This is a genomic window from Actinomadura rupiterrae, assembly GCF_024172125.1.
GTDB classification, from domain to species: Bacteria; Actinomycetota; Actinomycetes; order Streptosporangiales; family Streptosporangiaceae; genus Spirillospora; species Spirillospora rupiterrae.
Genome location: NZ_JAMZEA010000013.1, coordinates 1 through 25378, shown reverse-complemented (window position 1 = coordinate 25378; position 25378 = coordinate 1). Strand labels below are relative to the sequence as shown.

General features: G+C 70.3%; 11 protein-coding genes. 9 read left to right on the top strand and 2 right to left on the bottom strand.

Annotation, left to right across the window (positions count from 1 at the left end; translation table 11 throughout):
- Nucleotides 1-57 precede the first annotated feature (57 nt).
- On the bottom strand, nt 58-552 hold the full coding sequence (locus FHU30_RS36710) for a pyridoxamine 5'-phosphate oxidase family protein (protein WP_253882163.1): 495 nt from the start codon (nt 550-552) through the stop codon (nt 58-60).
- A complete protein-coding gene (locus tag FHU30_RS36705) occupies nt 549-1142 on the bottom strand; it encodes a cysteine dioxygenase family protein (RefSeq protein ID WP_253882162.1) in 594 nt (197 codons plus the stop codon). The genes FHU30_RS36710 and FHU30_RS36705 overlap by 4 nt, the downstream gene beginning before the upstream one ends.
- Before the next feature lie 122 nt (nt 1143-1264).
- Here FHU30_RS36705 and FHU30_RS36700 point away from each other — a divergent pair, with 122 nt between their 5' ends.
- From FHU30_RS36700 to FHU30_RS36660, 9 genes are all read left to right on the top strand, one after another.
- The gene (locus FHU30_RS36700) at nt 1265-3937 is read left to right on the top strand and encodes an ATP-binding protein (RefSeq protein ID WP_253882161.1); all 2673 of its coding nucleotides are present in this window, start codon (nt 1265-1267) and stop codon (nt 3935-3937) included.
- 426 nt (nt 3938-4363) lie between these two features.
- On the top strand, nt 4364-4861 hold the full coding sequence (locus FHU30_RS36695) for a VOC family protein (protein WP_253882160.1): 498 nt from the start codon (nt 4364-4366) through the stop codon (nt 4859-4861).
- A gap of 28 nt (nt 4862-4889) precedes the next feature.
- On the top strand, nt 4890-5300 hold the full coding sequence (locus FHU30_RS36690) for a nitroreductase family deazaflavin-dependent oxidoreductase (RefSeq protein WP_253882159.1): 411 nt from the start codon (nt 4890-4892) through the stop codon (nt 5298-5300).
- A 1049-nt stretch (nt 5301-6349) separates the two neighbouring features.
- Entirely contained in the window at nt 6350-7333 is a 984-nt protein-coding gene (locus FHU30_RS36685; RefSeq protein WP_253882158.1) for a ParB/RepB/Spo0J family partition protein, read from the top strand.
- A gap of 313 nt (nt 7334-7646) precedes the next feature.
- On the top strand, nt 7647-9368 hold the full coding sequence (gene menD, locus FHU30_RS36680; RefSeq protein ID WP_253882157.1) for a 2-succinyl-5-enolpyruvyl-6-hydroxy-3-cyclohexene-1-carboxylic-acid synthase: 1722 nt from the start codon (nt 7647-7649) through the stop codon (nt 9366-9368).
- Nucleotides 9369-9464: 96 nt separating this feature from the next.
- A complete protein-coding gene (locus FHU30_RS36675) occupies nt 9465-9695 on the top strand; it encodes a ferredoxin (protein WP_253882156.1) in 231 nt (76 codons plus the stop codon).
- 57 nt (nt 9696-9752) lie between these two features.
- Nucleotides 9753-10970: a cytochrome P450 gene (locus FHU30_RS36670; RefSeq protein WP_253882155.1), complete on the top strand. Its 1218-nt coding sequence runs from the start codon at nt 9753-9755 to the stop codon at nt 10968-10970.
- A gap of 54 nt (nt 10971-11024) precedes the next feature.
- A complete protein-coding gene (locus FHU30_RS36665; protein WP_253882154.1) occupies nt 11025-12503 on the top strand; it encodes a cytochrome P450 in 1479 nt (492 codons plus the stop codon).
- 197 nt (nt 12504-12700) lie between these two features.
- Nucleotides 12701-25378, top strand: a 12678-nt coding sequence (locus FHU30_RS36660; RefSeq protein WP_253882153.1) for a type I polyketide synthase, incomplete at its 3' end; no start/stop codon positions are given.

The window sequence follows — 25378 nt, the reverse complement described above, 5'->3', positions numbered from 1 at the left end:
GAACCACCGCGTCCGGCCCAGCGCGCCGATGCCGCGACCGCCTTCCCGAGCCTGGCGTCAGGAGCGCTGGGCCTGCTTCTCGATCAGCTCTTGGACGGCGCTCGGGAGGGTGGTCTCGAAGTCGATCAGCTTGGCCCAGGTCGGGGTGATGACGATCCGGACCATCCCGTCGTACAGCGCCTTGACCCCGGCCTCCCATTCGACGCGCTGCTCGGGCGTCATCTGGTAGCTGCCGTTCATCGCCAGGTACTCCTCCGGGATGCCGTCGACGACATCCAGTTCGGCCTGGCCGCGCAGGAGCAGGAGCTTCGGCGGGTGCACCTCGGTGTCGATCGTCAGGGCCACCGCCGGGTTCTGGCGGAGATGGACGAGTTTCGGGGCGTTCGTGGCGGTGCAGATGACGATCTCGGTGCCGTTCCAGTGGAACCCGACCGGGACGACGCGGGGCGTCCCGTCGGTGGCGACGTAGGCCAGGCGCGTGAAGTCGCGGGCCAGCATCTCCTGGCTCAGCGGACGGTCCAGGACCTCGCGGACCTCGGTCGGCGTGCTCATAGGGCTGCTCCTGTCGGAAGGTCGTAGAAACGGCGGACGCTGGAGCCGACGCGGCTCAGGTCGGTGCCGTAGATGTGCAGGGACACGGCGGTGCCGTCGCCGCTGTTGCGGACGCGGTGGATGTCGCCGGGCGGCGCGAACCCGCTGACCTCGCCGGTCCGGTTGGCGTTGTGGCCGACCAGGGTCAGCGTCGCGCCGTCCTCGGCGAGGGCGTACACGTCCTCATACTCCACCCCGGCCAGGACGCCGAACACGCACCACGCCACGTGGTCGTGGACGCGCGTCACCGCGCCGGGCTGCCAGACGATGGCGACCATCGAGAACGAGCCGTCCGGCTCCACGTGCAGCCGGTGCCCGCTGGACGTGCCGGGCGCGCCGGCGAGCTGCTCGGCGGTGAGCAGTTCGTCCGGCGCCGGCAGGTGGGCGCGCAGCGCCTCGGCCACGAAGGCGGCGGTCCGCTCCCAGTCGCCGTCGCGGGCGACGGCCTCGCGCACCGCGCCGATCAGGCCGTCCAGGGAGCTGGTGCCGTCCGGCTCGGCGGTGATCGGTTCGCCTGGCTGGGCGCCCGCGTGCGTCGCTAGGGTGTTCACGGTCTCTCCCGAGGGTCGGACGCCTGTTCGGCGTGTGGTTCCAGCGTCCGCCCCGAGGGCACCCGCGGTCATCCGTGCTGACCGCGGAGCACCACGGAGACCGCCACGGAAAGGGGGACGCGGTGGGGGAGCGGATCTCGGAGCGCGAGGCCGAGGTGCTGGCGGCGCTCGGCGCGCGGCTGACCAACGCGCAGATCGCCGGGCGCCTGCACATCTCGGTCCGGACGGTGGAGAGCCACGTCTCCGCGCTGCTGCGCAAGTACGGCATGGCCGACCGGTGGGCGCTGGCCGAGCTGGCCCGCGCCGGGGACCGGGAACCGGGACGGCTGGCAGGGCTGCCGGTGTCGGGCACGACGTTCGTGGGACGCGAGGCCGACCGCGCCGCCGTGCTGGCCGCGCTCGGGGAGGCCCGGCTGGTGACGCTGCTCGGGCCCGGCGGGGTCGGCAAGACCCGCCTGGCCGCGCTCACCGCCGAGAACGCCGTCGCGATGTTCCCCTCCGGCGGCGCGTTCGTGGACCTGGTGCCGGTGCGGGACGGGTTCGTGGCGCGCGCGGTCGCGACCGCGCTGGGGGTGACCGAAGGCTCGCACCAGGCGCTGGACGAGGCGGTCGCGGCGCGCCTCGGCACCGGCCGGTCGCTGCTCGTCCTGGACAACTGCGAGCACGTGATCGACGAGGCGGCCGCGTTCGCCGAGCGGATCCTGGCCGCCTGCCCGGACGTCCGCGTCCTGGTGACCAGCCGGGAGCGGCTCGGCGTCCCGAGGGAGCGCAGCGTGCCGCTCGCCCCGCTGCCGCTGGGCTCGGACGCCGAGCGGCTCTTCCTCGACCGGGCGCGGGCCGCCGACCCGCAGTTCGTGGCGGACCCGGCGGTGGTCGCCGACCTGTGCGCGCGGCTGGACGGCATGCCCCTGGCGATCGAGCTGGCGGCCGCGCGCGCCGCGTCGCTGGGCGCCACCGGCCTGCTGGCCGCCCTGGACGACGCGCTGCGCCTGCTGTCGGGCGGACGCGGCGGCCACGAGCGGCACCGGTCGCTGAACGCCGTGCTGTCCTGGAGCCACGACCTGCTCGACGAGGACGAGCAGGAGCTGTTCCGGCGGCTCGGCGTGTTCGTCGGGTCCTTCGACCTGCACGCCGCGTCCACCGTGGCAGGCGCAGGCGCAGGCGCGGGAGGACAGGACGCGGGCGTCGCGGACCTGCTCGGCCGGTTGGTGGACAAGAGCCTGGTCGTGCACGTGCGCGGGCGCGTCAGCCGATGGCGGCTCCTGGAGACCGTCCGGGCGTTCGCGCTGGCCAAGATGGCGGCGGCGGGTGAGGAGGACAAGACCAGGCAGCAGCACCTGCGCTGGGCCGCGGGCGCCGCCTCGGCCACCGAGGACCGGCTCGGCGACCCCGCCTGGCGGGAGGACTTCGACGCCATGGCCGCCGACCTGCGCGCCGCCCTCGCCGCCTGCGGCGGTCCGGGCGAGCGGCCGCACCGGCTGGCGAGCGCGCTGGCGCACCTGACCTTCGCCCGCCGCCACCTGCTGGAGTCCTTCGCGCACCACCGCACGGCCGCCGCGCTCGCGCCGGACGCGGCCTCGGCCGCCCGCGACCTGCGCGCCGGCGCCGGCTGCGCGCATGTCGGTACCACCTCCAACCAGCACGTGTACGAACTCCTGCTGGAGGCCGCCGCCGAGGCGCACCAGGCCGGGGACGACCGCGGACGTGCGGTCGATCTGGCTCGCGCGGTCGAGACGGCATGCCGGTTCCCCGAGGCGTTCGAGACCCCCGTCCCGGCCGAACACCTGCGCGGCCTCCTGGACGAAGCGGGCGCCGCCGACCCCCGCGACGACCCGCGGGTCACCGCATGCCTGGCGCTGGCCCGCGCCTGGCTGGCCGGCCCGGTGAAGGGCGCGCCGGACGCCGACCTGGCCGCCTCCGCACTCGCCACCGCCCGGACGACCGAGGACCCGGTGCTGGTCAGCGCCGGACTCTGCGCGGTCGGGACGGCGGCACTGCGCGCCGGACGCCTGCGCGAGGCCAACCGCATCACCGCCGAACGCCTGCGGCTGCTGCCCTCGATGGACCGCGACGACCCCTACTGCGCGCCGGAGATCTGCAACACGTACGGCCGCGCCTGCATCTACGCCATCATGGCCGGAGACCTGCCCGGTGCCATGGCCGCCGCGCGCGCCGGCATCGAGGACGACCTGTTGAGCGACACCCACATCACCGCCAGCCGCCTCGTCCAGCCGCTCGCCCTGACCGGCCGCTTCGCCGAGGCGATCGAGCACGCCGAGCGCATGTGGGACCAGTGGGAACGCGCCGGACGTCCCGCCCCGCTATGGATGCTGCCCGCGGTGTCCACCACGGTGCTGGCGTCGGCGATGCTCGGCGAACCGGTCGCGCCATGGCGGGCCCGCGCCGCCGAGGTGGCCGGAGACACGCTCGGCACGCAATCCGTCGCGGCCTTCGTCGATGCCCGCCTGGCCCTTCACGACGGACGCCACGACGACGCCGACACCCTCGTCCGGCGCGCCTTCGCCGTCGAAGGGCCCCTGGATCCGTACCTGGCCTACGCCCGTGCAGCCGGCGCGGAACTGGCCGTGGCGGCGGGCCTGCCCGACGCCGAGGACCGGTTGGCGACAGCTGCCGCCTTCGCTGAGGAGAACGCCTGGGCCGCAGCCTGCCTCGCCCGAACCCGCGCCCGCCTGAACCACGACCCGACGCACCTGGATCACTCAATCCAAGCCTGGGAACACCTGGACGCCCAAGCCGAACGCGCCCACACCCTCACCCTCCGAACCGACCTCTGACCTGCCCACCGCCTGGTAGCCGGGTCGGCCGGGCCGAACCCGACAACGTCTCGCCGCGCACGAGGTTCGCACCATTCCGACTGCCCTGCTGACAGGCAGTGCTGGTGCTCGTGGATTGACCTATCCTCCTCTCCACCAATCCAAATTTCTTCGTGAATAGGGCGAGGTTGCGATCCGGCTCGCACGCGCTGCCACATTCCGGATTCCGTCTGATCCTGGTCAGGGCTAACTCCAGGTGGGACGCGATCTGGGCGGCGTGGGGCGCTCTCCGCCGGCCCCGATGACCTCGCACCGGAGCCGTCGAGGCGGCCGGGCGGGCCTGCGTTGACGCCTTGACAGTGTTTGCGGGAAGCGCACAGGATTTGAGCGGCCGGGTTTTTCCTTCAGTGCGTGTGAAAGCGATTCCGAGGTCACGAGGAGATTTTGATGTCTGACTCGCCGCGTCTCGATGGAGTGCACCACATCAAGCTGCCGGTACGGGATCTGCAACGGACACGGGCCTGGTACGAGAGCAGGCTCGGCTATGTCGCCGACGTGGAATACGTCGAAAAGGGCGAGCTGATCGCGCTGGTGATGCGCCATCCCAACGGCGGTCCGCTTTTCGCCTTTCAGCACGATCCGGAGCATGCCGAGGGCGCCGCGGGTTTCGACTACTTCGCCATCGGCGTTCCGGACCAGGAGAGCATCGAGGCGCTTGCCGAGACCTTCACGGCGCTCGGCGAGGAGCACACCGGGGTGCATTTCGGCTCGGTCGGCTGGAACCTGACGCTGGCGCGTGATCCCGACGGGCACCAGCTGCGCTTCTACACCACCGAGCACCACACCGAGATGTCGGGCGACGGCGTGACGACGCTGAACGAGCCGCGAGCGGCGTTCGCGCGGCGGGAGCGCGAGCTGCGCGAGGCCGCAGAGCGGACCCGATGAGCGCGCCGGGCACCGGGTTGGAGGGGACATGCTGACCGGACGCGAGCACGTGGAGCGCTACCTGGCGACGGACGGCGCGGAAGGGCACGACTGGAACGGGATGCCGATCCTTCTCCTGACGACCACCGGGCGTAAGAGCGGCGCCAGGCACACGACGGCGCTCGCCTACCAGCCCGACGGGGACGACGGCCTGCTTGTCGTCGCCTCCAAACGGGGTGCCGCCGAGCCGCCGCACTGGTACCTGAACCTGGTCGCGAACCCGCGGGTCGAAGTGCAGGTGAAAGCCGACCGGTACGCCGCCGAGGCGCGGACGGCGACGGAGGACGAGCGCGGGGAGTTGTGGCGCAAGATGACGGACATGTACCCCGGCTACGACGAACTCCAGGTCCGCGCCGGACGCCAGATACCCGTGGTCATCCTCACCCGCGTCAGCCAGTAGCCGCCCGCGCCGCCTGCGCCGCCTGCGCCGCCCGCGGCGTCACCGCCGGAGCGCGCCCGGCGCGGCCTCGCCGGTGATTGGCCGGCACTCCGCCGTCCCGGCTCCCGGGAACCAGGGCCGGGACGGCTCTGTGAGAAGAATTTTACGTGGCCGAAAAGTGTCACGGGGGAGGCGTTTCACCGATGCTCCCGGCAGTGCGCGGTCCATGCTGCGGGCCGTCGGCCGGCGGCCCCGCAACGGAGGTATTGAATCAGGATTCCTACCCGGCCGTTGTGATATGGGTCACAGGATCGTTCCATGGCGGCCGGACCGGTATCTATTACCTCCGCCGACTACCGCTGCGAGGCGTGGAGATGCGGAGAGTAAACCTTGTCTCGGGCGGCCCGGCATGAGCAAGATTGGGCCACTGATCGCTCCCAACTTTCATGATCCACATCGGAAATCGCTGCTGTCAGATTGACCCTGTCTATGGCGGTCGACGAGGTGGATGTCCTTGTCGCAACGTCGCGGCGGCATCCGAGAAGAGTTCTCGCTGATACGTCACGGCCGTGGGTCTGCTCCCGTCGTCGGCGATTTCCAACGACGCCCCATGAGCCAGGTGTGCATGAAGTCACGTCAAATTATTGTTAAGAAGCCCAGGTGCGCGGGCGGGTGGTATCGCCCGCTCGACCGCGCCCGGATGGAGAAAGGCCGCGGCGAACCCGACCGTGCCCTCCGTCCTTCCATGAGGCGAACCCGCCTGCGCCCTTCCATGAGGCGAACCTGCCCGCGCGAGTGAAGCGGCCTCCGCGGACGGGGTAGCGATCTCGTCCGCCGGCGGGGTGCCGCTGGCGGCGCGAGATCCCAGCCGAACCGCCACAGCGGTGGTTCGCGCATGTCCACGCCATGGTCTCGTGCACGTCCACGCCGTGGCGCAGTCACCGGAACGTTCCAAACGACCGGGCCCTCCGGGGGCGGGCGTCGGCGGGTGGCGGTCCTTCCGCCGCGTCGCCGCGCCGCGCGCGAGCCGGGGCCCGGTGCCCGGAGCCGGATGTTGAAAGGACGTCTCATTGGAAACGGGGAAGCTCCCGACCGAGGGCCCCTTCCAGGAGGTGGAGATCTCCCGCCTCGCCCTCATCGACTCACCGCGGATGGCCGGTGAGGATCCCGAGCACGTGCAGGTGCTCGCGGCCGTGCAGGACCGGCTGCCGCCGATCATCGTGCACCGCCAGACCATGCGGGTGATCGACGGGTTCCACCGCGTGCGCGCGGCGGACGCCAGGGGCCAGCGGACGATCCCGGTCCGCTTCTTCGACGGCCCACTCGCCGACGCCTTCGTGCTGGCGGTGGAGGCGAACGTGACGCACGGGCTGCCGCTGTCGACCGTCGACCGGAAGCAGGCGGCCGGCCGGATCCTCGCGTCGCATCCGACGTGGTCCGATCGGCGGATCGCCGCCGTGACGGGCATCGCTCCCGCCACGGTCGCCGGCCTGCGCAAGGCGACCCCGATCACGCGGGAGGTGGCGAGCCCCCGGATCGGCAAGGACGGCAAGGTCCGGCCGCCCAACGCCACCGACGGGCGCCGGAAGGCCAGCGAGCTGATCGCGGCGAACCCCGAGATGTCGCTGCGCCAGATCGCCAGGTTGAGCGGCATCTCCCCGGAGACCGTGCGCGACGTGAAGAGCCGCCTGGAGCGCGGTGCGAGCCCGCTGCCGCAGGCGGCCGGCGACAGCGGCGCCGAGTCCCGGCGCGCGCCCAGGCGCCTGCCGAGGCCGCAACCGGGAAGCCGATCCTTCGGCGAGATGCCGCTGGAGCAAGGCGGACGCGTGGTCCAGCGCCTGCGCGCGGATCCCGCTTTACGGCTCAACGAGACCGGCCGCGAGCTCCTGCGGCTGATGAGCGCGCATCTCATGGGCGCCGAGGAATGGCAGCGGACGGCCGACAACGTCCCACTGCACTGCAGATCGGCGGTCTCCTATCTGGCCCGCCAGTATGCCGAACTCTGGCTGGCCCTGGCGGACCGCATGGACGAGAGCGTGGAGAAGATGGCGTAGGTCGCGAGCCTTTCGGAGAAGCGCCTGCCGTCCAACTGCTCAACCTGTGCAGTTGGACGGCACTGGTCGGGAGTCGCAATTTTTACATTTCCTTAACCTTTGTCGAATCGATGGCCGTGCCCGACTTCGTGTGACCATGCTCACATGAAGTCGGGCAGTGCTGTTTCTGAGTCGCCGGCGGTGGCCAATCTAGCCGCTGACCTCGTGATCTTCGAGGCCCATTAGGCGCGCGAAGTGCTCGGGTGCTGGTCAGTGGACATAACCCGGCCCCGGCACGTAACTTCACTTCGGCCGACCGGTAGGAGTGATTGCGATGAACCCATCGAGTGCGCAGGCGGACGTTGTCGTCGACGAATTGATTCGCAATGGTGTTCGCCATGTGGTGCTCTGTGCCGGGGGTTACACCATTCCCCTCGCGATAGCTCTCTACAAGGCGCACAAGGAAGGCCGGGTCCAGCTTCACGTCCGCATCGACGAACGGTCGGCCGGATTTCTCGCGGTCGGACTCGGCCGTTCCGGTGAGGGCCCGGTCGTCCTGCTGTGCACACCGGGAACCGCCGTCGCGAACTTCTATCCCGCGGTTCTCGAAGCGCACCACTCCGCGCTCGGCCTCATCCTGCTCACGGTCGACCTGCTGCCGCAGTACCGCGGCACCGGCGCCAGCCAGTCGATCGACCAGCAGGCGGTGTTCGGCGCCGCCGCCACCACCATGGAGTTCCCGGTCGCCGAGCCGCGCGCCGGCCAGAACGCGATCTGGCGCGGTCTGGTCTGCCGCGCCGCCGCGCAGGCGGCCACCGGACGCTCGGTCCAGATCAACATCTCCTTCCGGGAACTGCTGCCCACGGCCGACGAGAGCTGGTCCGCCGAGCTCGAAGGCCGCCCGGACGGCCGCCCGTGGACCACCTGGACGCCGCCGACCCGTCCCGCGGGCGGCTTCGGCGAGGCCGTCCCCGCCCGCACGCTGATGGTGATCGGCAGCGGCGATCCGGCGCGCGCGCGAGCCGCCGCCGAGGTGGCCGCGCAGGCCGGCTGGCCGGTGATCGCCGAACCGATCGCCGCTCCCGACGCGCTCCGCGCGGGTGCCACGGTCCTGCGCGGCGGCATGATGCTCGCGGTCGGCGGCGAGCTGTCCACCAGCCCGCGCACCTTCCCCCCGCACCTGCGGCCGGACGCGATCGTGGTCGTCGGCCGCACCACGCTGGCCCGCGACGTCCCCGACGGCCTGACCGGCGCCACCGTGTACCGGGTGGACGACCAGGCGCACTGGACCGACCCGTACCACAACGCCACCCACAGCGGCACCTGGCTCGACCCCGCCGACCCCGGCCAGTACGCGGCGCCCGACCCGGCGTGGCTGGCCGGCTGGCAGCGCTTCGACGACGCCGTCGCGGCCACGCTCGACAAGCACATCGACGAGGCGGGCTGGCCCGCCGGCCTCTACGTCGCCCGGAAGCTCGTGGCGGCGCTGCCCAAGGACGCGAACCTGTTCCTCGGCGCGTCCAACTCCGTCCGCGACGTCGGCCGGTTCGCCGCGGCGCGCGCCGACCTCGCGGTGCACGCCAACCGCGGCGTCAGCGGGATCGACGGCAACATCTCCACCGCCGCCGGCCTGGCCCTCGGCCGGTCGGGCCGCGGCAGGCCCAACTACGCGCTGATGGGCGACCTGACGTTCCTGCACGACGTCAACGGCCTGCTCCTCGGCCCCGACGAGCCGCGACCCGACCTCACCATCGTGGTCGTCAACAACCGCGGAGGCGGCGTCTACTCACTGCTGGTCAGGCACGAGTCGCCGGAGGACGCCGCCGGCATCGAGCGGATCTTCGGCACCCCGCACTCGGTGGACGTGGCGGGGCTGTGCGCCAGTCACGACGTCGCCTACCAGCGGATCAGCGACCTCGACGACCTGGATCTCGCGCTTGCCCCCGCGGGCGGGATCCGGGTCGTCGAGGTTGAGACCGCCGACCGCAGCCGGCTGCTGGACATCCACCGCCGCATCCACACCTCCATCAACGACCTCCTGTCCATCGCGGACTGACCGAGGCCTCGCGGACCGATCCGGCGCCTCGTGGACCGATCCGGCGCCTCCATCGCGGACCGGCGCGACGCCGACGACGCTCGAAAGGACCCAGCGGTGCCCGACGACAAGTGGCGGATCACCGTCGACCAGACGGTGTGCGAGGGCCGCGGCATCTGCGCCGCGGTCGCGAGCGAGTTCTTCGAGGTGCGCAGCGGCATCTCCCACGCCCACCCGGGCCCGGTGGACCCCGACGAGGGGATCACCGACGCCGCCGAGTCGTGCCCCAACGCGGCCATCTCGGTCCTGTCGGCCGCCGACGGCACCCTCATCGCGCCGGAGCCCTGACCGGGCGGCGCGCGGCCGTCCCGATGCCCCAGAACGCCAGAGCCAAGGAGCGACGACATGACAGAAGCGGACGAGCCCCTCTTCAATCCGTTCGCCCCCGGGTACGCCGAGGACCCCTACCCGCAGTTCGCGAGGCTGCGCGCCGAGGCGCCGGTGTATGAGCACCCGCTCGGCTTCTGGGTGCTGTCCCGCTACGAGGACGTCCAGGCGCTGCTGCGGTCCGAGGAGTCGGTGGAGCTGGTCAACCTCGCCGCCGGCCCCTACCGCGACATGCTCCAGCAGCTGCACGGCGGGGTGATCACACCGCGCATGCAGGGCCTGTCGATGCTGGACCGGGACGACCCCGACCACCTCCGCCTGCGCAAACTCGTCACCAAGGCGTTCACCCCCAAGGCCATCAGCGGACTCCAGACCTGGATCGACGCCATGGTCGAGGCCCGCCTGGACGAGATCGCCGAGGCGGGCGGCGGCGACGTCGTGGACGCCCTCGCCTACCCGATCCCCTTCGAGGTCATCTCGAAGATGCTCGGCATGCCCGAGGCCGACCACGAGCGGATCCGGGAGCTGACCGGCGTGATCGCCGGCTCCGTCGAGCCGCGCATCGACCCGGCGGTCATCAGGGCGATCGCCGAGGCCGACGAGGAACTCTCCGGCATCTTCCGCCGCGTGATCGAGTGGAAGCGCGAGCACCCGTCCGACGACGTGCTCTCCGGCCTCATCCGCGCCGAGGACAACGGCGACGTGCTCAGCGACGACGAGCTGGTCTCGCAGTCGGTGCTGATGTACATCGCCGGCCACCACAACACCGTCAACCTGATCTCCAACGGCGTCCTCGCGCTGCTCCGCCACCCCGGGCAGCTCGCCGCCCTGCGGGAGGACCCCGATCTCCTCGACAACGCCGTCGAGGAGGTCCTGCGCTACGAGAGCCCCGCGCACTTCACCCGACGCGTCACGCTGAATCCGTACAAGGTCGGCGACGTGGAGATCCCGCCCGGCGCGTTCGTCATGGCCTCCTACGCCTCGGCCAACAGGGACGAGGAGTTCTTCGGCCCCGACGCCGCCCAGGTGCGGCTGGACCGCAAGGAAGCACGCCTGCACCTGTCGTTCGCGGCCGGCGGACGCTACTGCCTCGGCGCCGCGCTCGCCCGGATGGAAGGCAAGGCCGCCATCGGCGGGCTGGTCCGGCGCTTCGAGAAGCTGACCGCCGACGGCGACGTCGAGTGGAACGGCCGCATCAACCTGCGCGGGCCCAAGAAACTGCCGATCGCCGTCTGAGCCGGCCCGTCCCCTGGCCCGCGCGGGCTGTGCTCCAGCAGGAAGGTACGTGAAATGCTCGCCGATCTCGTTCCGCACCCCTCCGGCCGGCTGCCCGTCTTCGGCGACGCCCTCAAGGTGTCCCCGAAGACGCGGATCCAGGACCTCCTCACCCTCGGACGGGAGCTCGGCCCCATCTTCGAGGTGCGGATCAGAAGCGCCCGGTTCGTCATCGTCTCCTCACCCGAGATCGTCGCCGAGGTCTGCGACGACGGCCGGTTCACCAAGAAGGTCGTCGGCGGCGTCGCCGAGATGCGCTCGGTGCTCCGCGACGGCCTGTTCACCGCCCACACCGACGAGCCGAACTGGCGGCTCGCGCACGACATCCTCCAGCCGGCCTTCTCCCAGGCCGCGATGCGCCGCTACCACGGCACGATGATCGACATCAGCGACGAGCTGATGGCCGACCTGGACACCTGGGTCGGCCGTCCCGTCGAGATCGTGAACGAGCTGACCAAGTTCACCTTCGAGACCGTCACCCGCTGCGGGTTCAACTACCACCCCGACAGCTTCGCCCGGACGGGCCCCGACCCCGTCGCGGCCAGCCTGATGAACATCGTCCACCGCGCCCAGGCCCCCGGCTTCCAGTTCCCGGTGCTCCGGCGCTACAAGGCCAGGCAGAAGACGCTGAAGAACGCCCGGGACACCGCGCACATCCGCGGTGTGGTCGACGAGCTGATCCGCCGGCGCGTCACGGGCGAGAGCGACGACGCCCCCGACCTGCTGGGCGCGATGCTCAACTCCGCCGACGACGTGACCGGCCAGGTCCTCGACAGCGACAGCGTCGCCAACCAGGTCCTCACGTTCATCTTCGCCGGGTACGTCACGACCGCCGCCGCGCTGTCGTTCGCGCTCTACCACCTCGTGACCGACCCGGACGTGCACCGGAAGGCCCGCGAGGAGGTCGACACGCTCTGGCCGATCGGCAGCGGCCCGCTCGCCTACGAGCAGGTCACCAAGATGCGCTACCTCCGCCGCGTCCTGGACGAGTCGCTCCGGCTCTGGCCGACGGGCCCCGCCTTCACCCGGCAGGCCCGCAAGGACACCACCCTGGCGGGCCGCTACCCGATGAAGGCCGGCGAGGCCGTCACCGTCCACGTCCCGCTCCTGCACCGGGCCCCGCTCTGGGGGGACGACCCCGAGCGCTTCGACCCCGACCGCTTCCTGCCCGACCGGATCAAGAAGCGCCCCGCGCACTCCTACAAGCCGTTCGGCACCGGCGAGCGCGGCTGCATCGGCAGGCAGTTCGCCCTGCACGAGGCGCTCATCGTCCTCGCCTCGATGCTGCACCGCTACGACCTCGCCGGCGACCCCGGCTACCAGCTGAAGATCCGCGAGACGCTGTCGCTGCGCGCCGACGGGTTCAACCTCTGGCTCTCCAGGCGCACCGACGGCCCGGCCCGCCCGCAGGACCGGACCCGGGAGCCGATGAGCGTCGGCGGCGGCGAAACCCTCGACGAGCAGGCATGCCCCCACCTCAAGGGCGAAGCCTGACCCTGTCCCGGCGTGGCCCTGAACCGTCCCGGCGGGACATGCCCTCGGCCGGATCCGGAGGGGCGAATCCTGGCCGGTTCCGGAGGGGCAGGGCCTCGCCGGATCCGGAGAGCAAGACCGGGCCAGTTCTGGAGGGCAGGACCTGGCCAGTTCCGATCAGAGAAGCCGGCCCAACGAGCTGCGAGGTACCTGCAGACATGTCCGTTCGTCGTGACTCGAAGACCGACATCGCGGTTGTCGGGCTCTCGTGCCGGCTTCCCGGAGCGAGCGGCCCCCAGGAGTTCTGGAGACTGCTCCGCGACGCGGAGTCCGCGAGCGGCGACACCCCGCCGGACCGGGCCGTCCCGCAACCGCCGCGCGGCCTCGACCTGCCCACCCGCGGCGGGTTCATCGAGGACGCCGACCTCTTCGACGCCGGCTTCTTCGGCATCTCCCCGCGGGAGGCCGAGGAGCTCGACCCCCAGCAGCGCCTCCTGCTGGAACTGGCCTGGGAGGCCCTGGAACACAGCGGAACGGTGCCGGGCCGCCTGAGCGGCACCGACGCCGGCGTGTTCGTCGGCGCCATGGCGGGCGACTACGCCGAACTCGTCGCCCAGGGCGACCTGCGGGACATCGACAAGTACGCCATGACCGGGACCGCCCGCGGCCTGCTCGCCAACCGCCTGTCGTACTTCTTCGGCTTCCACGGACCGAGCCTGTCGGTGGACACGGCCCAGTCGTCCTCCCTCGTCGCCGTCCACCTGGCCTGCGAGAGCCTGCGCAAGGGCGAGTCGACGCTCGCGCTCGCCGGCGGCGTCCAGCTCAACCTCACCCCGAGCGGCGCGGTCGCCATGCACGAGCTCGGCGCCCTCTCCCCGGACGCCCGGTGCTACGTCTTCGACGAACGCGCCAACGGCACCGTCCGCGGGGAGGGCGGCGCGCTCGTCGTGCTCAAAACCCTGGACCAGGCCCTCGCCGACGGGGACACCGTGCACGCGGTGATCCGCGGCAGCGCGGTGAACAGCGACGGAGCCACCGACGGACTCGCCACACCGAGCGCCGCGGCGCAGCAGGCGGTGATCCGGGGAGCCTGCGTCCAGGCTCGCGTCGACCCGGAGCACGTGCAGTACGTCGAACTGCACGGCACGGGAACCGCCGTCGGCGACCCGATCGAGGCCGCCGCACTGGCCGCGGTGTTCGGCCCGGACCGGGACGCCGGATCGCCCCTGCTGGTGGGATCGGTGAAGACAAACCTCGGCCACCTGGGCGGAGCGGCCGGGATAGCCGGGCTGCTGAAGGTCGTGCTCGCGCTGAAGGAACGGACGATTCCCGCGAGCCTCCACTTCGTCCGCGCCAACCCCCGCATCCCGCTGCGCGACTGGCACCTCGACGTGGCCGCCTCGACCCGGGACTGGCCCTCGCCGGAGCGCCGGTTGCTCGCTGGTGTGAGCTCCTTCGGCATGGGCGGGACGAACGTCCACATGATCGTGGAGGAGAGCCCTGCCGCCGCTGCCCGGCCCGCCGTCCGGACAGCTGGTAGCGGTGAGCGTGAGCTGCCGGTGGTGCCGTGGGTGCTGTCGGCCAAGTCTGCGGGTGCGCTGTCGGGTCAGGCGCGCAAGCTGGCCGATTTTGCGGCTGGGCTGGAGGGGGCGCGGCGGGCGGCTCTGGATGTGGGTTGGTCGTTGGTGTCGGGTCGTTCGGTGTTCGATCACCGCGCGGTGGTGCTGGCCGGGACTGGTGAGGGCCTGGTCGAGGGTCTGCAGAGCTTGGTTTCCGGCGTGGAGCATCCGGGTGTGGTGGTGGGTGCTGGTGCTGAGCCGCTGGGTGGTCGGGTTCTGGTCTTTGGTGGTCAGGGTTCGCAGTGGTTGGGGATGGGCCGGGAGTTGCTGGGCTCGTCGCCGGTGTTCGCGGCTTCGATCAGTGAGGTCGAGGAGGCTTTTGAGGGGCTTGTCGGTTGGTCGTTGACCGACACGCTGCGTGGCAGCGGTCCGGGTGTGGGTGATGTGGGCCGGGTGGATGTGGTTCAGCCGGTGTTGTTTGCGGTGATGGTGTCGCTGGCCCGGCTGTGGAAATGGATGGGTGTCGAGCCCGATGCGGTCGTGGGGCATTCCCAGGGGGAGATCGCGGCTGCGTGTGTGGCAGGGGCGTTGAGTCTGCAGGACGCCGCCCGGGTGGTGGTGCTGCGGTCCCAAGTCCTGGCAGGGGTTGCTGGCCGGGGTGGGATGGCGGCGGTATCGGCCCCGGTCGAGCAGGTGGGGGATTGGCTGACCGGGTGGGATGGCCGGTTGGAGATCGCGGCGGTGAATGGGCCGTCGTCGGTGGTGGTGTCCGGTGATGCCGAACCGGTGGCGGAGTTTGTCGACTGGTGTGAGCAGCAGGGAACACGGGCGCGTCGTCTTGCGGTGGATTACGCAAGTCATTGCTCGCAGATGGAGCCGCTGCGCGAGCCGATCCTTGACGCGTTGGGGGATGTTCAGGCCCGGTCGGTGTCGACGGCGTTCTATTCGACGGTGACCGGTGGCCGGATCGACACCGCTGAGCTGGATGCGGCCTATTGGTTTGAGAACCTGCGGCGGCGTGTGCGGTTTGAGGACGCGTCCCGGGCCCTGCTGGCTGATGGATTCCGGGCGTTCATCGAGGCGACTCCGCATCCGTCGCTGGTCACTTCGATTCACGACACCGCCGAGGAATCCGACTCCGGACCGGTGGTGGCGGTGGGATCGCTGCGCCGCGACCGTGGCGGCCTGGACCAATTCCTCACCTCGGTCGCACAGGCCTTCGTCGCCGGCGTCGAGGTGGACTGGGCGCAGGTGTTTGAGGAGACCGGTGCCAGCTGGACCGACCTTCCCACCTATGCCTTCGACCGGCGTCGTTACTGGACGAACAAGCGGAGTCTGCAGGACGTCACGGGCGTTGGACTTGCTTCGGTAGAGCATCCGCTCCTGGGCGCGGCCGTGGAACTGCCCGATGGCGGGGGTGTCGTCCTCACCGGACGCCTGTCGATGGGGGAGAGCGCGTGGCTGGCCGACCACGTCGTCCTGGGACACGTGCTATTCCCCGGCACTGGTTTCGTCGAGGCCGCGATCCGCGCCGGAGACCAAGTCGGCGCCGGTCATGTCCGCGAACTGACTCTCCATGCCCCCTTGCCCCTCTCTCCGGAGCAGGCCACGCAACTGCACGTCATGGTGACGCCCGCACCGCAGGACGGCGACGCCGCTGCTGCCGGCGAAGGCTTGGGCTCCGCGTCCGACCAGAGGCCTGATGCCGAAGGCCGGGAGTGGCGGGTGGCGATCTACTCGCGCCCTGACGGTCGGCCCGACCACGCGTGGACACTCCATGCTGACGGGGTTCTGTCCGGCGGGGGCATCGGGGCAGAGAACCAATGGGACACCGCCTGGCCGCCTGAAGGCGCGGCCGCAGTGGACTTGACGGACGCCTACGATCGGCTCGCCGCACGCGGTCACGCTTACGGACCCGGCTTTCAGGGGCTTGCTGGGGTGTGGCGGCGCGGCTCCGAGGTGTACGTCGAGGCGGCGCTGCCCGAAGCTCTGCGCGACGAGGCGTCCCGGTTCGGTCTGCATCCGGTGCTCCTGGACGCTGTCCTTCAGGCGGGCCTGGTGACCGACGTCCTGGGGGAGGGCACGGTCCTTCCGCACCAGTGGCACGGCCTGGCTCTGCATGCGTGCGGTGCGGCGACCGTCCGGGCCCGGCTGGCTCCCCATGGTCCAGACGGCCTGAGCGTCACGATCATCGATCCCGCCGGACAGCTCGTCCTGACTGCGGACTCGCTGGTGACCCGGCCGATCGACCCTGCCTCGCTGTCGGATGCCTTCTCTGGTTCTGGGGCGCTCTACCACCTGGAGTGGATCCCGGCCGAGCGCTCGTCCGCCGCAGAACTGGCCGAGGATGTCGTCGCGTTGTCCCTGGCCGAGACGGGGATCGACGGCGAATTGCCCGACGGTCCGGCGACTGTGCTGCTGCGCTGCCGTACGGCGGTTGCGAGTGATGACGAGCCTGCCCTTGAGGACCTGGTGTGCGAGGTCCTGAGCGTGGTGCAGCAGTGGTTGGCGCGGGCCGACGAGGACGCTCGGCTGATCGTGGTGACGTCGGGTGCGGTGGGTTGGGAGCAGGACGAGGTTCGTGACCTTGCGGGCGCTGCGGTGTGGGGCCTGGTGCGTTCGGCGCAGAGCGAGAACCCGGGCCGGATCGTCCTCGTGGACGTGCCCGACTGGGAGACGCCCGACTCGGCTGTGCTGGAGGTCGCCTCTCTGGACGAGCCCCAGTGCGCGCTCCGCGATGACCAGGTGTGGGTTCCTCGCCTGCGTCGCTCTTCCGAAACGGACTCTGCGGACGGTGTGACCGCCGTGGCGGACACCCTCCTGATCACCGGCGGGACGGGACGTCGAGGAGCGCTGGCGGCCCGGCATGCGGTGCAGCGGTGGGGTGCGCGGGACCTGGTTCTCGCGAGTCCCCGGGACACGGCGGACGACGCCATCGGTGAGCTGGTGACCGAGCTGGAGCAGCTCGGGGCCCAGGTCCGAGTCGTGACCTGCGATGTCGCCGACCGATCCGCCGTCGCTGAACTGGTGGCGGGGATCCGTGCCGGCGGCGGACGGGTATCGGGCGTTGTGCACGCTGCGGACGACCCGGAGGACGCGGAGGCATCCGGGGCGACGCCCGACCGCGTCCGGGCCGTCCTGGCGGCGAAGGCCCGAGGAGCGTGGAACCTCCACCTGGAGACCCTGCCCGACGAGCCGTCACTGTTCGTGATGTTCTCTTCCGTCGCAGGCATTCTCGGATCGATGGGGCAGGCGGACCATGCGGCGGCGGACGCGTTCCTCGATGCGCTCGCGTGGCATCGGCGCGCGAGCGGCCTGCCCGCGGTGTCGCTGGTCTGGGGCGCAGACGGCACCGATCAAGCTCGTCCCCGGCAGGATTCACCGCCGCTGCTGACCGCCGACCGGGGCCTGGAGCTGCTGGACGCGGCCCTTGCTACTGGTCGGCCGGTGTCCGTTCTGGCGCAGGTTGACATCGCATACCTTCAAGCCTCCCCGACGGTGCCGCGGCTGTTGGCTGACCTGGTGGCGGTCCGCCGCACCGCGGCATCGCAAGGAAACTTCGGACGTCGCGGATTGCAAGAGCAGTTGGCGGCGGTGAAACCGGACCGTCGCCTGCAGATGGTGCTGGATCTGGTGCGTGCTCACGCCGCGGCGGGGTTGGGTCATGCGGCCAGCGGCGACATCGATCCTGGACAGACGTTCCGTGATCTGGGCTTCGACTCCCTAGGCGCGGTGGAATTCCGCAACCGACTGTCGGCCGCAGCGGGTGTCCGGCTGCCGTCGACCGTGACGTTCGACTACCCGACTCCGAGCCTGATGGCGCAGTTCTTGCTGGCCGAACTCGTCGACGGGTTCGCGGCTGACGCGTCGACGGTGGCCGGGCGCCCGGTGGCGGATGCTGACGAGCCGGTGGCGATCGTGGGGATGAGCTGCCGGTTCCCCGGTGGTGTGGTATCGCCCGAAGGGCTGTGGGACCTGGTCGCCAAAGGCCGCGATGTGATCTCGGAGTTCCCCGAAAATCGCGGCTGGGATGTGGCGGGGATCTTTGATCCCGAGCCTGGTGTGCCAGGCAAGTCCTACACGCGTCGGGGTGGGTTCCTTGATGGTGCGGGCGAGTTCGATGCGGGGTTCTTCGGGATCAGTCCGCGTGAGGCCGTTGGGATGGATCCGCAGCAGCGGTTGCTGTTGGAAGCGGTGTGGGAGGCGTTCGAGCGCGCCGGTATTGACCCGGCCGGGCTTCGCGGCAGCTCCACAGGCGTATTCGCGGGGTTGATGGCCCAGGACTATGGCGACGGCGTCGGCGGGACAGAGGCCGATGGTTACGGCCTCACCGGCTCGACGACGAGCGTGGCGTCAGGGCGGGTTTCCTACGTGCTCGGCTTGGAGGGCCCGGCCGTCACGGTCGACACCGCGTGCTCCTCGTCACTGGTGGCCCTGCACTTGGCGTGTCAGTCGGTTCGGTCGGGTGAATCGGAACTTGCCGTCGCTGGTGGTGTGACGGTGATGGCGTCGCCGGGGATGTTTGTTGAGTTCTCGCGGCAGCGTGGTCTGGCGCCGGACGGTCGTTGCAAGTCGTTCGGTGAGGGCGCGGACGGTACGGCCTGGGCCGAGGGCGTCGGCGTGGTCGTGGTCGAACGTCTCTCCGAGGCGCGTCGCCTTGGTCACCGTGTATTGGCGGTGGTGCGTGGTTCGGCGATCAATCAGGACGGTGCGAGCAACGGACTTACCGCGCCGAATGGTCCGTCCCAGCAGCGGGTGATTCGCCAGGCGTTGGCGAATGCGGGCTTGGGCGTGACGGACGTCGATGTTGTTGAGGCGCATGGCACGGGGACGAGCCTCGGGGATCCGATTGAGGCGCAGGCGCTGCTGGCGACCTATGGCCAGCGTCCTGTCGATGGCCCGCCGCTGTGGTTGGGCTCGCTGAAGTCGAACCTGGGCCACGCCCAGGCGGCTGCGGGTATTGCCGGTGTGATCAAGATGGTGCAGGCCCTGCACCATGACACCTTGCCCGCGACCTTGCATGCTGACGAGCCCAGTTCTCATGTCGATTGGGACGCCGGCCGCGTACGGCTCCTCACCGAAGCCCAGTCTTGGCCAGCCGACCATGTTCGTCGTGCCGCTGTGTCGTCGTTCGGGATCAGTGGCACCAACGCCCACGTCATCCTCGAACAACCACCCGCCACCCGTCCGGTTGATGCCGGTGGGCTTGAGATGCCGGTGGTGCCGTGGATTCTGTCGGCCAAATCCCAGCGCGCTTTGTCAGGTCAGGCTCGCAGACTGCTGGACTACGCCGCTGAGCGGGGCTTGGACACCGCTGACGGTACCGCCGCCCTTGCTGATGTGGGTTGGTCGTTGGTGTCGGGTCGTTCGGTGTTCGATCACCGTGCGGTGGTGTTGGCCGGGGCTGGTGAGGGCCTGGTCGAGGGTCTGCAGAGCCTGGTGTCCGGTGCGGAGCATCCGGGTGTGGTGACAGGTTCGGGTGCTGGATCGCTGGGTGGTCGGGTTCTGGTCTTTGGTGGTCAGGGTTCGCAGTGGTTGGGCATGGGCCGGGAGTTGCTGGAGTCCTCGCCGGTGTTCGCGGCTTCGATCAGCGAGTGTGAAGAGGCGTTCGGCGGTCTGGTCGATTGGTTCTTGACCGAGACGTTGCGTGGCAGCGGTCCGCGCGCAGGTGACCTGAACCGGGTGGATGTGGTTCAGCCGGTGTTGTTTGCGGTGATGGTGTCGCTGGCCCGGCTGTGGAAGTGGATTGGTGTCGAGCCGGACGCGGTGGTCGGCCATTCGCAAGGGGAGATCGCCGCCGCATGCGTGGCGGGCGCGCTGAGCCTGCAAGACGCCGCCCGGGTGGTGGTGCTCCGGTCCCAAGTCCTGGCTGAGGTTGCCGGCCGGGGTGGAATGGCGGCGGTTTCGGCCTCGGTCGAGCAGGTCACTGACTGGCTGACCCGGTGGGATGGCTGGCTTGAGGTAGCAGCGGTCAACGGGCCGTCGTCGGTGGTGGTGTCGGGTGACGCCGACCCGGTGGCGGAGTTCGTGGACTGGTGTGAGGGGGACGGGGTTCGGGCGCGTCGGTTGGCGGTGGACTACGCCAGTCATTGCTCGCAGATGGAGCCGCTGCGCGAGCCGATCCTTGACGCGTTGCAGGGGATAAGCCCCCAATCGGTGTCGACGGCGTTCTATTCGACGGTGACGGGCGGTCGTATCGACACCGTCGAGCTGGATGGGGCCTACTGGTTTGAGAACCTGCGTCGGCAGGTGCGGTTTGACGATGCGTCTCGGGCGCTGCTGGCTGATGGATTTCGGGTCTTTATTGAGGCGACTCCGCATCCGTCGCTGGTCACTTCGATTCACGACACCGCCGAGGCGTCCGACTCCGGGCCGGTGGTGGCGGTGGGGTCGCTGCGCCGGGACCGTGGCGGCCTGGATCAGTTCCTCACCTCGGTCGCGCAGGCCTTCGTCGCCGGCGTCGAGGTGGACTGGAAGCAGATCTTCGAGGGCACCGGCGCCGCCTGGACCGATCTCCCGACCTACGCCTTCGATCACCGGCATTACTGGCTGAACGGCCGCAGCGGCCATGACGTGAGTGGCGTGGGGCAGTCGGCGGTAGAGCATCCCCTCCTCGGCGCGGCAGTGGAACTCCCAGACGGAGGCGGCGTCGTCCTCACCGGACGCCTTTCAACTGGCGTCGACACGTGGCTCGCCGACCACGCCGTCCACGGCCAGGTCATCTTCCCCGGGACCGGATTCGTTGAGGCCACGATCCGCGCCGGGGACCAGGTCGGTGCGAGCCACCTACGCGAGCTGACTCTGCACAATCCGCTACTGCTCACCAAGGAGCACGCCACCCGGCTGCACGTCATGCTCACACCGCTCTCGCAAGGTCAGCACGGGGCTGCGTCCACCGGCGGAGAATGGCGGGCGGCGATTTACTCGCGGCCGGATGGCGGCGAGGACCACCCGTGGATCCTGCACGCCGAAGGCGTCCTCGGCACAGAGCCCGGCGATGCCGGCGCCCCGGTCACCTCCGATGCGTGGACCGCCTGGCCTCCCGTGGACGCGGATCCGGTCGATCTGTCCCAGGCGTACGAGGGTCTCGCCGAGCAGGGCTACGAGTATGGCCCGGTCTTCCAGGGTCTCGCCGGTGTGTGGCGACGTGGCTCGGAGGTGTTCGTTGAGGCGGCCCTGCCCGAGCGGGCGCGCAATGAGGCGTCTCGGTTCGGTCTGCATCCGGCGCTCCTGGACGCGGTGCTGCACGCCGCTCTGCTGACTGACGTCATCGAGGGGCCCGACGCTGACGGACGGATCGCGCTGCCCTACTGCTGGAACCAGGTGGCGCTGCACGCATCCGGCGCGGCCACCGTCCGGGCCCGTCTAGCCCCCGAAGGACCAGACGGTCTAAGCGTCACGGTCGTCGATCCGTCCGGACAGCCGGTTCTGACCGCGGACTCGCTGCTCACCCGTCCGATCGACCCGGCCCGCCTGCGCCAGGCGCCGTCCGCCGCCGACTGGCTCTATCACCTCGCGTGGACTCCCGCCGGTACGGACGCTCCGGCCGACGACGGGCGGGCCGACGAGGGCGACGAGCTCCTGACGCTGGTCGTCAGTGGGACGGACTCCGCCACCGACCTCCCGGAGCGTCCACCCGCCACCATGCTGGTCCACTGCCGCCCGAGTTCCAGTCTCAAGCCGGACGAAGTGGCCGACTCGGCGGAGACCATCGTCTGCCAAGTGCTGGGCGTACTCCAATGGTGGCTCGCGCGCAGCGACGAGGATGCCCGGCTGATCGTGGTGACGTCGGGTGCGGTGGGTTGGGAGCAGGACGAGGTTCGTGACCTTGCGGGCGCTGCGGTGTGGGGCCTGGTGCGCTCGGCGCAGAGCGAGAACCCGGGCCGGATCACCCTTCTCGACGTGCCCGACTGGGACACCCCGATTCCCGCACTCGTGACCGCGGGGATGCCAGGCGAGTCGCAGTACGTCGTGCGCGACGAACAGCTCTGGATCCCTCGCCTCCAGCGTCCGAACACGGGCGACCTGGTCACCCCTGAAGACGGCGCGCACGATGCGACGCCGACCATCGACTCGGGCTCCCTCGTGATCACCGGCGGCACGGGCGGCCTGGGTGTGGTGGTGGCCCGGCACGCGGTCGAGCGGTGGGGCGTGCGTGATGTGGTGCTGGTCAGCCGTCGCGGTCCCGAGGCCGAAGGCATCGAAGAAGTGCTGGCCGAGTTGAGGAGCCTCGGGGCGCAGGCACGCGCGGTGGCCTGTGATGTGAGTGATCGTGACGCCGTCCGTGAGCTGGTGGGCGGGATCCGTGCCGGGGGCGGACGGGTCGCGGGCGTCGTCCACGCCGCGGGCGTGCTTCACGACGGTGTTGTCGAGACGCTGCCCGCCGACCGCGTCCAGGTGGTCCTCGCAGCGAAGGCTCGTGCAGCGTGGAACCTGCACCAGGAGACCTTGGACGACGAGCCCGGCCTGTTCGTGATGTTCTCCTCCGTCGCCGGCGTCCTCGGTCTTGCGGGGCAGGCGGGATATGCGGCGGCCAACACCTTCCTGGACGCCCTCGCCTGGCACCGCCGCGCGCAAGGACTCCCCGCAACGTCGCTGGCGTGGGGGTTGTGGGCGTCGCCCAGCGGCATGACCTCCCACCTGGACACCACCGATCAGGCCCGGCTGCAGCGCAACGGCGTGTTGCCGCTGCCGACGGCGCAGGGGCTGGAACTGCTGGACATCGGCGTCCGTGCCGAACGTCCGGTACTGGTGCCGGCCCGACTGGACCTCGCATCGTTCTCCGGAGCTGCCGCAATGCCGCCGATGCTGGCCGGGTTGGTGCGGTCGCGGCGTGCGGTGGCGTCGCAAACGGAGGGCGCCAGCGGCGACTCGTTGCGAACCCGACTTGCGGGCCTGGATGCCGATCGTCGCCTGCCGGTGGTGCTGGATCTGGTGCGTGCTCATGCTGCGGCGGTGTTGGGTCACGCGGCTGGCGTGGAGATCGATCCGGGTCAGGCGTTCCGTGATCTGGGCTTCGATTCTCTTGGCGCGGTGGAGTTCCGTAATCGGTTGTCGGCCGCGGCAGGAGTGCGGCTCCCGTCGACGATGACCTTCGACTACCCAACCCCCGAACTGCTCGCGCGCTTCCTCCTGGCGCAGGTGGTCGACGATGCTCCAGCTTCGGCGGAGGCTACGCCCTTGACTGGACGGTCGTCGGCCCAAGACGACGAGCCGGTGGCGATCGTGGGGATGAGTTGCCGTTTCCCGGGTGGCGTGGTGTCGCCGGAAGGCTTGTGGGACCTGGTCGCCGAGGGCCGCGACGTGATCTCGGAGTTCCCTGATGATCGCGGCTGGGATGTGGCGGGGATCTTCGATCCCGAGCCTGGCGTGCCGGGCAAGTCGTATACCCGGTGGGGTGGGTTCCTTGAGGCCGCGGGCGAGTTCGATGCGGGGTTCTTCGGCATCAGTCCGCGTGAGGCCATGGGCATGGACCCCCAGCAGCGTTTGCTGCTGGAAGCGGTGTGGGAGGCGTTCGAACGCGCCGGCATCGACCCGGCCGGACTGCGAGGGACGTCGACCGGTGTGTTCGCAGGCTTGATGGCCCAGGAGTACGGCGTTGGCATCGGCGGGACAGAGGTCGATGGTTACGGCTTGACCGGCTCGACGGCGAGCGTGGCGTCAGGCCGGGTCTCTTATGTGCTGGGTTTGGAGGGCCCAGCGGTGACGATCGACACGGCCTGCTCCTCATCGCTGGTGGCGTTGCACTTGGCGTGCCAGTCGGTTCGTTCCGGCGAATCGGAACTCGCCGTCGCTGGTGGCGTCACGGTGATGGCCTCGTCAGAGATGTTCGTGGAGTTCTCCCGTCAGCGTGGCCTAGCGCCAGATGGTCGATGCAAGTCGTTCGGTGAGGGCGCGGACGGTACGGCCTGGGCTGAGGGTGTCGGTGTCGTCGTGGTCGAACGCCTCTCCGAGGCGCGCCGCCTGGGCCATCGCGTGCTGGCGGTGGTGCGTGGTTCGGCGGTCAACCAGGACGGTGCGAGCAACGGGCTGACTGCGCCGAATGGTCCTTCTCAACAGCGGGTGATCCGCCAGGCCCTGGCGAACTCTGGGCTGGGCATTGAGGACGTCGATGTGGTCGAGGCTCACGGCACCGGGACCAGCCTCGGGGATCCGATTGAGGCGCAGGCGCTGTTGGCGACCTATGGCCAGCGTCCTGCGGATGGTCCGCCGCTGTGGTTGGGCTCGTTGAAGTCGAACATGGGCCATGCCCAGGCCGCTGCGGGGGTTGCCGGTGTGATCAAGATGGTGCAGGCCCTGCACCACGACACCCTGCCGGCGACGTTGCATGCCGACGAACCCAGTTCCCACGTCGATTGGGATGCAGGCCACGTGCGGCTCCTCACCGAAGCCCAGCCTTGGCCGGCCGACCATGTCCGTCGTGCGGCGGTGTCGTCGTTCGGGATCAGCGGCACCAACGCGCACGTCATCATCGAACAACCCCCCAGCATTACGACCGTCGTCCAGGAAACCCCCGGTACGAAGTTGCCGGTTCTCCCGTGGGTCCTGTCCGCCAAATCACCGCGTGCATTGTCCGGCCAGGCCCGCAACCTGCTGGACCACGCCGCTGGCCGAGGCATGGAAGCTTCGGACGGTGCTGCCCGGGCGCTAGTGGATGTGGGCTGGTCGCTGGTGTCGGGTCGTTCGGTGTTTGATCACCGTGCGGTGGTGCTGGGTGAGGACGGTCAGGAGCTGCTGGCGGGTTTGCGGTCTGTGGCTGAGAAGCCTGCTGACGAGCTGGCCGGTCCTGTGGTGTCGGGCGTTGCCCGCGCTGGCAGGTCGGTGGTGGTTTTCCCTGGTCAGGGTTCGCAGTGGCTTGGCATGGGACGTGGCCTGTATGAGGCCTACGGGGTGTTCGCCGAGGCGTTCGACCAGGTCATAAGTGAGTTGGAGTCCTGTCTGAAGGACGACATCGCTCCTGGGGCGTTGCGGGAGGTGGTGTGGGGTGAGGATGCGGACCTGCTGAATCAGACGTTGTTCACGCAGGCGGGTTTGTTCGCGGTTGAGGTGGCGCTGTTCCGCCTGGTCGAGGCGTGGGGCCTTCGCCCGGATTTTGTGTTGGGGCACTCGGTCGGCGAGATCGCGGCGGCGCACGTGGCCGGGGTGTTGTCGTTGGCGGATGCGGCGCGGTTGGTCGCGGCCCGTGGCCGGTTGATGCAGGCCCTGCCGACCGGTGGCGCAATGGCGGCGGTGCAGGCCGACGAGGCACAAGTCACCGAGTTCCTGACCGCGCACGGGCTGGCGGACGTAGGGATCGCAGCGGTCAACGCACCCGGCTCAATCGTCGTATCAGGTGCC